The 5,921-nt window shown below is 54.8% G+C and carries 4 protein-coding genes and 1 pseudogene; 2 read left to right on the forward strand and 3 right to left on the reverse strand.

Going from position 1 to position 5,921, the window contains the following annotated elements; translation table 11 throughout:
* A partial coding sequence (locus JE47_RS0119265) for a serine/threonine protein kinase (RefSeq protein WP_031461310.1) occupies positions 1-868 on the forward strand: 868 nt, incomplete at its 5' end.
* A 112-nt stretch (positions 869-980) separates the two neighbouring features.
* Here the strand turns inward: JE47_RS0119265 and JE47_RS0119270 are convergent.
* The 3 genes from JE47_RS0119270 to JE47_RS0119280 form a co-directional block, all read right to left on the reverse strand.
* The gene (locus JE47_RS0119270) at positions 981-1,982 is read right to left on the reverse strand and encodes a helix-turn-helix transcriptional regulator (RefSeq protein ID WP_031461311.1); all 1,002 of its coding nucleotides are present in this window, start codon (positions 1,980-1,982) and stop codon (positions 981-983) included.
* 159 nt (positions 1,983-2,141) lie between these two features.
* Positions 2,142-4,004, reverse strand: a complete 1,863-nt coding sequence (locus JE47_RS0119275) for an MDR family MFS transporter (RefSeq protein WP_031461312.1) — start codon at positions 4,002-4,004, stop codon at positions 2,142-2,144.
* Positions 4,005-4,015: 11 nt separating this feature from the next.
* Complete coding sequence (locus tag JE47_RS0119280) at positions 4,016-4,483, reverse strand: MarR family winged helix-turn-helix transcriptional regulator (RefSeq protein WP_031461313.1); 468 nt, start codon at positions 4,481-4,483, stop codon at positions 4,016-4,018.
* A gap of 389 nt (positions 4,484-4,872) precedes the next feature.
* On the opposite strand from JE47_RS0119280, the pseudogene JE47_RS20780 reads away from it, so the two are divergent.
* A pseudogene (locus tag JE47_RS20780) lies at positions 4,873-5,692 on the forward strand (IS5 family transposase).
* The last annotated feature ends 229 nt before the right edge of the window (positions 5,693-5,921 follow it).

Consider the following 5,921-nt stretch of genomic DNA (forward strand, 5'->3'; position numbering starts at 1 on the left):
GATGAAATACCGCGCCAATAAACAATGGTTCGAGGATCGGTTCAAAATTATCCGTCAGTTGGCCCGTACCGCTCACAGTATCGTCGATTTGGCCTTCGACCATGATACAGAACAACTCGTTGTCATTAAGTGGCTGGCGCCTACGTCGCGTGGTGTCTCGTTGCGCAAAGCAGCTCGGGCATTTTTGCATGAGATCATGATGACGAAGGTGATCGCTGCGCTATCACCAGACAGCGACAAAAAGCGATACTTTCCGCAGTTTATCACTATGGGCAAGATAGCCGGAAAGCCACCGAGATACTTCTTCGTGGAGAGTTACCTTGACGGTGAGACACTTGACTCAATTCTGGCTGCCGGTCGACCAGCCGATGCGCTGCAAATTGCGCGCAACCTGTGTCACGTGCTCCGCATCTTGCACGCTAATGGGATCGTTCATGGTGATCTGCATCCGCGAAACATTATCGTTAAAAACGACGGTAATGTTTCTCTAATCGACTTCGGCCTCAGCCGTCGTCGCGGTCAGGTTGTTCCGGAGCTGGCCGATATTGGCCGACCTGGATATACCCCACCCGAACAACTCGAAGGTGGAGCCATTGATGAGCGGAGCGATTTCTTCGCCCTCGCTCAGGTACTCGACGACCTGTTGGCGGTGGAAACGCTGCCGTCAAATCTTCAGCGTCTCATCAACCTGATGCGCGAACCATTGGTGGCACGCCGACAGGTAAATCTTGCTTCGCTTCAGGCTGAACTTGCGGAGCTGCAACGTAGCATTGAACTTCAGCAATTGCAACCACGTTTCCTGAAAGTCTTGCTCGTGGTAAGCATCGTGATTATTCTGGTCTTTTATCTGGCCTTTCTCTACCGATAGTTCACATGTCTGCCGCAACGAGAAGGAGCAGTCGCACAATCTGTTCGCACATTGTGGCTGGGAAGGACAACGGAAGAGATACCATCATGCTCTGGCAGTACGCCTCAGTCGGCTATAGATAGAGTTCCCGCATCCGGGCAATCGTCCTGCGTATCTGCTCGATCAACTCTGCCGGCTCAAGCACCTGACAATGCTCGCGGTAACGTAGCAGTATCTGTTCGGCCTGCCAGAGATCACTCGTCTGAGCACATATTTCGGCGCTACCATCAGGGTGGTACGTCACCGTACTTTGCGGAAACCAGAGCGAGATGTCACGATTGCGGGCCACCTGCGGCGACAAACGATACCGTAACGTCCAAGTCCGGCGCGGTGGTAGCTCAGGGGGTAATACCCGCCGCTCAACGTGGAGCGATTCGGGAATGATCCGGTCAACACGGTAAGGGATGTACTGCCCAATGATCGACTGATGAGGTGCGCTGTAGCAGTAGGCTTCAAGGTAAGTATGACCATCACGCACAAACAGACGCACCGGCGCCACCCGGTGTAATTCGAGTTCGTCGCTGTAGTTTGATCGGTAGCGAAACTGGATGGCATGGCGTCGGAGATTCCGGCGTAAGCGGGTCAATAATTTTTGATCAATGGTCGTGCTACTCTGAGGAAGCTCAATCTGCCACACCTGCCGTTGCTGAAGCGTCAAGCGTTGTTCAGGCGGCAAGAGGGCAATGATACGCTCGAATAATGAACGCACGTGAAACGCCTCCGGCCAACTCCCCTCACTGAAAAATGATACGAGGAAAGCCAGCGCCTCTAACTCCTCATCGGGCAGATTCAAGAGTGTCAGGCGTCCTAACTCGGTCAGGGCATACCTTCCATCAGATTGACGTTCGATAGTACAGAGGAACTCATTCCGCAGGGCATGGAAATCGTGGCGAAGTGCAATCAGAGCGTTAGATGGGTAAATCGACTCGCTGAACGCTCGCCGCGCATCAGCGATCAGCTCAGTTGGTGTTGCTGGGCCACGGATAAAGCGGCTGACAAGCCATAGCCGACGTTGAACTGTCAACGCCGAACTCCGTTTACGGCCACGACCACGACGAGTGCGCTGAGTCGCCACGATGACACCTCGTAGACATAGGGATACGATTCCTTGTTCGTATTATACCTGATATAGCAAGCATCGGTACTATAAGAAAAAGATAATCGCCTCAACTAGTGTTGAGGCGATTAGGGTTGTGTTGCGAGGAACGCAAACCTGTATACGAACAGAGCGGCCTTACTCCATCATCGGTGGCAAATCCTGACCATAACTACGCTGGAGAGGCAATTCAGGAATGAACAAGGCAAGGATGAAGCCAATCAGCGCAACCCAGATTGCGTACCAGTAGATGGTGGTGACGCTGGTGGTAAAGGCATCCTTCAACGCCACACTGATCTGTCGCCCTAATGCCCGCCCTTCTGCACGTGCCGTCTGCTCGGCTTCGTCGAGACGGGCCAAAACCTGACTCAACGCCTGCTCGCGAGCTGCTGCTGGTAGTGAGCCAATCATGTCAAGCATCGCTTTTTGCTGCGCAGGTAATTGTGGATCGTTCCGCAAAGCCGCGATTGCTGCCGGATCGGTATCACGCAACGCTCGTGAGATCACCTCGCGGCGGGCAGCAAATTGATCGGCAATTGCCTGCTCAATCTTGACCGCCGGATCAACTGGCTCGCCACCTGCGCTCTCGGCGCTCATACCATTACGTAACGCACTGCTGTCAAAGCGAGCTGCCAGTTCAGGTGGTAATTGAGCCTGAATCGGCGCTAGATTCGCACTCAGAGTCGTCGTGAGAACACCGGTCAAGATCGCCCCAAAGACAGCCGAACCGACTACCTGCCCAATTTGCTGGAAGAACTGGCGACTAGCGGTTGCTGCACCCAAATCGGTACGCGGAACCGCATTCTGCATGGCCAGATTGAGGATCGGCATCGATGGCCCCAACCCTAGACCCAGTACAATCATCCGTAAGCGCACCATCCAGATCGACGTGTCAGGGGTAAGGGTCGTCAACCACCAGAGGGCACCAACGATAATGGCCATCCCACCAACGATGACCCACTTGTAATGACCGGTGCGCTGCACAATTTGTGATGAGACCATTGCTCCCACCACAAGACTCAGGGTGAGCGGGATCAGTGTGGTACCGGCAGACGTAGCACTGACACCTAACACATTCACCAGGTAGAGCGAGAGGAAGAAGATTGCCGCAAAGAGAGTGACACCAACTGTTACCCCAATCAGGGCAGTCAGAGTAAACGTGCGAATCCGAAACAGATGGAGTGGCAAAATCGGTGATTCGGCCCGTCGCTCGATCAGCAGAAAGAGGATGAGACCAACCACACTGATTGCAAACAGACCCAAGATGAGCGGCGATGTCCATGGATAGTCATTCTTGTCGAGCGTGAGAGCCAGCAAGAAAGGAATGACCGTTAGCAGCAGCGTTGCTGCACCGGCATAGTCAATTGCTGGCTTGAGACCACTGTGCAGACGTGGCAATTTAGCGACGATAAAGCCAAGGGCAACTATCCCCAACGGTAAGTTGACGAAAAAGACCCAGTGCCAGCTCAGATTGTCGGTGAGCAGACCACCGATAAATGGCCCGATGACGCTCGACAAGCCAAACACGGCCCCAAACAAGCCGAGGTATCGTGCACGCTCTGCCGGTGCGAAGAGATCGGCAGGAATGGCAAATGCCGTCGAAGTGAGCGCAGCGGCGCCAAACCCTTGCAAACCACGAAAGAACACCAACTGCGTCATATCGCCGGCGAGACCACACAACAACGAACCGAGCAGAAAGACCGTGATCCCAAACAGTAAGACATATTTACGCCCGTAGATGTCTGACAGTTTGCCGTAGATCGGCACCATAGCCGTGGAAGCCAGCAGATAACTGGTCGAGACCCAGCCGATCAACTCGATACCTTTCAGATCGGCAACGATGCGGGGTAGCGCCGTAGAGACAATGGTTTGATCAAGCGCTGAGAGAAACAGACCAAGTAATACGCCAACCAGGATGAGAACTTTGCTCCGTTGATCAAGCGTAGCTGCATAATCAATGCGGGTCGTGGTGACAGTTGTGGGAGTCGTAGTTGTGGCCATAAAGAAACCCCTTAAGATGTGGTTATCAGATTCCATTCCCGACAGGCGGCACTGAGCGCCTGTCCCAATTGTTCGATCAATGCTGGTGGTAACTGCCGCAAATGACGACTTGCCTCTGCTAACCTGATCTGACGTGCCTCGGCGACCAATGCCTCACCAGCAGGGGTCAGGGTAATCTGTTTTTGACGGCGATCATGCGCTGCTTCACGTCGTTCAACCAGTCCATCTTGCACTAGTTGATCAATCATCTGACTGGTGGTACCCAGCGCCAGATTGAGGTGTTCGCTCAGCGCAGTGACAGTTGTCACACCTTGACGTTGAATGTACATTAACGACACCAGACGAGGCATAGAGAGATTGGAACGCTGCAAGAACTGTAAGAGCGTTTCCATACTCTGGCCCATCAGCTCGCTGTGCACCAGATTGAACAGCATAGCGACATGTTCGGCAGTGTAGGGAGGATCGAGTTTGTGATACATTTTCAATCTCCAAATAGTTAAAACTATCGAACTATTTGGAGTTTACAATCTTTTTGCCGAACTGTCAATCAGGAACCATCGGAAAGCAGGGATTTACAGATGTTTCCGTCACGAGGCTGCCAGCCCGCGTCGTGTGGGCACTGGGAAGAAGCATCCTACAGAGGGCGCGTTGGAAAACCGCCCTCTACCGTGCGCTAACGGGCATGATGAGGAAAAAGAAAAGTCAAGCGGGGTAGTGGAAGGAACAGATTCCGCTCCATCATAGAGAGTGGATAGAGGAGGGTAAGGCGAGCTAGAACCTGCCCTTTTCGCGCTTAAGAGCCGATCTAAATCTCTGAGAGAGTGTCTGAAATGTATCTGGTCGAGGGTTTTGATGGATACGTAATGGTATGAGCAAACAGAACAGACGAACATCATATCCTACCGACTGTACAGACGCCGAATGGCAACGGATTACCCCCGCTTTGCCGGAACGGACGTCACCCCGAGGGCAACACCGCGTCCATGCGTACCGGGAGATTCTGAACGCTATCTTCTCTATCTTGCGCAGTGGGTGCGCCTGGCGGATGCTTCCTGATGACGTGCCTCCCTGGCAGACCGTGTATCATTCCGTTCGGTGCTGGCAACGGGATGGAACTTGGGTGCGCATCCATGATGCTCTTCGCACGGACATACGAGGTGCCGCAGGGCGAGCGGCAGAACCGAGTGCTGCGATTCTCGACCGCCAGTCGGTCACAACGACGGAAAACGGGAAACTCGAGGGGATGATGCTGGCAAAACCGTCCACGGGCGCACACGCCATCTGCTGGTGAATACCGTGGGTTTGGTGGTGACGGTGGTGGTTCATGCCGCCGATAGACAAGACCGGGATGAGGCACGGTTGGTGGTGGGTAACGTCCACGGGAAGCAGTCGCGCGTGCGGGTGATGTGGGACGATGGGGGCGATGCCGGCCAAGTGGTGGAATGGGCGCAGCACGTTGGTGGCTCTGGACACTGGACAGCAGCAAGCGTCCCACTGGGGTATCGCACTTCCACGTGTTGCCGAGACGCTGGGTGGTGGAACGGACCGTTGCCTGGCTGGGAACGTATCGTCGCTTGCATAAGGACGACGACGCACGCACCGATACGAGCGAAGCACTCATAGATGTCGCCATGATTCCCGTGATGGTCAGACGGTTGACCCACATCTATGCCAACGACTCTTCATAGAATGTTCAGACACTTTCTCAGGTCGCGGGCTACAGGCCCGCGCTCCCCAGGGCCGCGGCGGATGTCAGGTCGCGGGCTACAGGCCCGCGCCACCCAGGTCTGCGGCGGATGTCAGGTCGCGGGCTACAGGCCCGCGCTACCTGGGGCCGCGGTGGATGTCAGGAGACGCGGGCTAAAGGCCCGCGCTACAAGGCCCGCGCTCCCCAGGGCCGCGGCGGATGTCAGGAGA

Source organism: Chloroflexus sp. MS-G (assembly GCF_000735195.1).
Lineage (GTDB): Bacteria > Chloroflexota > Chloroflexia > Chloroflexales > Chloroflexaceae > Chloroflexus.

Coding starts and splice junctions, on each gene's coding strand:
- JE47_RS0119275 (WP_031461312.1), bottom strand. CDS start 4,004: ATGGCCACAACTACGACTCCCACAACTGTCACCACGACCCGCATTGAT.
- JE47_RS0119280 (WP_031461313.1), bottom strand. CDS start 4,483: ATGTATCACAAACTCGATCCTCCCTACACTGCCGAACATGTCGCTATG.